Consider the following 2,993-nt stretch of genomic DNA (forward strand, 5'->3'; position numbering starts at 1 on the left):
CCTGTTCTGAAGCTTCACACAGTGCGATTGGAATCGAAGCAGCTGAAGTATTTCCATATTTGTTTAAATTTATAAAGACTTTGTCCATTGGCAGATTCAGTCTCTTTGCCACAGATTCAAGAATACGCTTGTTTGCCTGATGCGGGATGAGTAAATCTATGTCTTCTGGATGCAAACCGACCTCTTCCAAGGCATTTATTACTGCTTGTACCATCGATCTGGTAGCAAATTTAAATACCTCTTTCCCTTCCATTTTGACTGTATGCAAACGTCGGTTAATTGTTTCATGGCTTGCCGGTAAGCGAGAACCACCAGCAGGTTGTTTCAGTAAATCAGTGCCACTTCCATCTGAACCCAAATTAATAGAAATGATACCACCACCTTTCTTTACTTTTCTCAGGACTGATGCACCCGCACCATCTCCAAACAAGACACAAGTGTTTCTATCCTGCCAATCAACAATTCGGGAAAAAACTTCGCTTCCGATAACCAGTGCGGTCTCATAAGTCTCATTTTGTAAGAATTGTTGAGCGATAGATAAGCCATATATGAAACCCGAACAGGCAGCAGATATATCAAAAGCGACCGCCTTAGTGGCTCCTATATTCTTCTGTACCAGACAAGCTGTGGAAGGGAATAACATGTCAGGCGATAGTGTTGCAACGATTATTAAATCTAATTCATCCGGCCTGATGTCAGCATTCCTTAGTGATTCTAATCCTGCTTTAACAGAGAGATCGGATGTAGCTTCATCATCAGCAGCGATTCTTCTTTCATGAATACCAGTTCTTTCTTTTATCCATTTATCCGTTGTATTAACACTTTTTTCCAAATCAAAGTTGGTCAATATCCGATCCGGTACAAAAAAGCCGGTACCAACAATCCCGATATTTTCAGAAATTTCATTCATAAAGTATTTCCTTATTTATTATAATATTCGAACAAATTCGTTTTTTATTCGAATTAAATAAAAAAAATTTTCCTACCTTTTTACGATTCCATTAAAAAGAATTTCCAATAGTTTTCCCAAATTCTCCTCCATTTCCGGAGCTGTAGTATTTGCTACCCAGGGATATTCCAAACCTTTCAAAGCAGTGAGAATTGTAAAAGTTGTCAGGTCAATATCAACAATTTTAAAGATATCCCTTTCAACGCCTTCTTTTAAAATTGCTCGCAGTGTTTCCATTTCTTTATGAAAATATCTTTCGCGTATTTTTTCTGTAAAAGCATAATGCTCCAGATATTCATCTTTGAGAGCGCTGTACACATTTGCCAATTCATTAAGGTACTTCATTCGATTGATTACATATACATTGATTTTATTCTTCGGATCATTTTCTTTATTTACTTCTTCCTCTATTTTGGTTATTAGTAATTGATATTCCTGTTCAACTACACTTTTGAAAAGGTCTTCCTTGCTTCTGAAATAATGATAAATGGATGCCTTGCCTATACGAGCTGCTTTTGCAATGTCCTCAACTGTTGTTTTAAGGAAACCATATTTTGAAAATATTTGTCTTGCAACCTTTGTTATAATTGTTTTTTTTTCTTCGCTCATCTAACAATCCTTATTCATACTATTCGACCAATTCGGTTTTACATTCGATCCAAAGATACTAAACATTTTTTATCTTGTCAAGTATTTTATTAACATGGTTAATTCCTAATGCAGCCGAAACACAATACTCATCAAACAGGGTTCACAATAATTTATTATTTCATCAAGTCTTCTCGCTCATTTTGAACACTAATAACCGTATAAACCGATATAATTACCGAATCGTTTTAAATTTATAAATTGTCGTTTGTTTATATTCTTGACCCGGCTTTAATACAACAGAAGGAAAATTTGGGTGATTAGGGGAATCCGGGAAATGTTGTGCTTCCAGCGCAAAAGCAGTATGTTTTTTATAAATCTGTCCGTTTTTGCCAGTTATTGAACCGTCCAAAAAATTGCCTGAATAAAACTGCAGGCCCGGCTCAGTAGTCCAAACCTCTAAAACTCTTCCGGATATTGGTTCGGTTACTCTCGCTGCCAGAGAAAGAGAGCCATGCTCATCTTTATTTAGTACCCAATTAAGATCGTAGCCGCCATTTGCATATTTCAATTGAATATTGTCTGCATTAATTTGATCTCCGATTGGACGGAATTTGCGAAAATCAAATGGCGTTCCATAAACACTTTTTATCTCACCTGTAGGAATTAATGTGCTGTCAACTGGTGTGAATTTATCTGCATTTATCATAATTCTATGATTCAGAATATCACCATTTTCTGCCAAATTCCAATAAGTGTGGTTTGTAAGATTGACAATTGTTGTCTGATCTGTTGAAGCAGAATAATTTATACGCAATTCATTATTGTTATTCAATGTGTATGTGACAACAACATTAAGATTACCGGGATACCCTTCCTCACCGTTTTTACTCAAATAGCTCAGTTTAAGCGCTACCCCATTGGGGGTTATTAGAGGGGTTGCATTCCATATTCTTTTATCAAATCCTTTGATTCCTCCATGAAGATGATTTTGACCATTATTTGTTGCAAGGGTGTATACTTTGCCATTTAAAGTAAACTTTCCTTTTGCTATTCGATTAGCATAACGTCCGACAATAGCCCCAAAATAAGGATTGGCTTTTAGATACCCCTGAAATGAATCATGTCCCAAGACTATATCTGCAAAATTCCCGTTTTTATCAGGCACTATAGCGGAGACGATAGCACCGCCGTAGTTCATTATTTTTAATTCTATACCCTTTGTATTCTTCATATAATATATATCAACTTTTTCCCCGTTTGACAAAACACCAAAATAGTTTTTTTTGATAGTTGCCTTTTTGCTATAATTATTACACACAATAACAATGAAAGAAAATATTAATATTAAGAAGAGAAACAAAGCAAAAACCGTTATTTTTTTCATTTTATTGCTCCCAAGCATAGATGATTTAATTGACATTACCTCTTTTTACCAATCTGAGGGAAAGCAGAA

At 35.5% G+C, this 2,993-nt stretch carries 3 protein-coding genes; all 3 read right to left on the bottom strand.

All coding sequences use genetic code 11. From position 1 onward, the window contains the following. Nucleotides 1-910: ketoacyl-ACP synthase III (locus tag J7K93_06260; GenBank protein ID MCD6116598.1), on the bottom strand; the 910-nt coding region annotated here is incomplete at its 3' end. A gap of 72 nt (nt 911-982) precedes the next feature. Beyond that, nucleotides 983-1,558 (bottom strand): helix-turn-helix transcriptional regulator, encoded by a 576-nt coding sequence (locus J7K93_06265; GenBank protein MCD6116599.1) that lies wholly within the window; start codon nt 1,556-1,558, stop codon nt 983-985. Between the two features lie 214 nt (nt 1,559-1,772). Beyond that, a complete protein-coding gene (locus J7K93_06270; GenBank protein MCD6116600.1) occupies nt 1,773-2,924 on the bottom strand; it encodes a galactose mutarotase in 1,152 nt (383 codons plus the stop codon). Between the last annotated feature and the right edge of the window lie 69 nt (nt 2,925-2,993).

The sequence above is a fragment of the bacterium genome (assembly GCA_021158245.1).
GTDB lineage: Bacteria > Zhuqueibacterota > QNDG01 > QNDG01 > QNDG01 > QNDG01.

Bases quoted from the DNA above. Each gene is read 5' to 3' on its own strand.
- J7K93_06265 (MCD6116599.1), bottom strand. From the start codon at position 1,558: ATGAGCGAAGAAAAAAAAACAATTATAACAAAGGTTGCAAGACAAATA.
- J7K93_06270 (MCD6116600.1), bottom strand. From the start codon at position 2,924: ATGAAAAAAATAACGGTTTTTGCTTTGTTTCTCTTCTTAATATTAATA.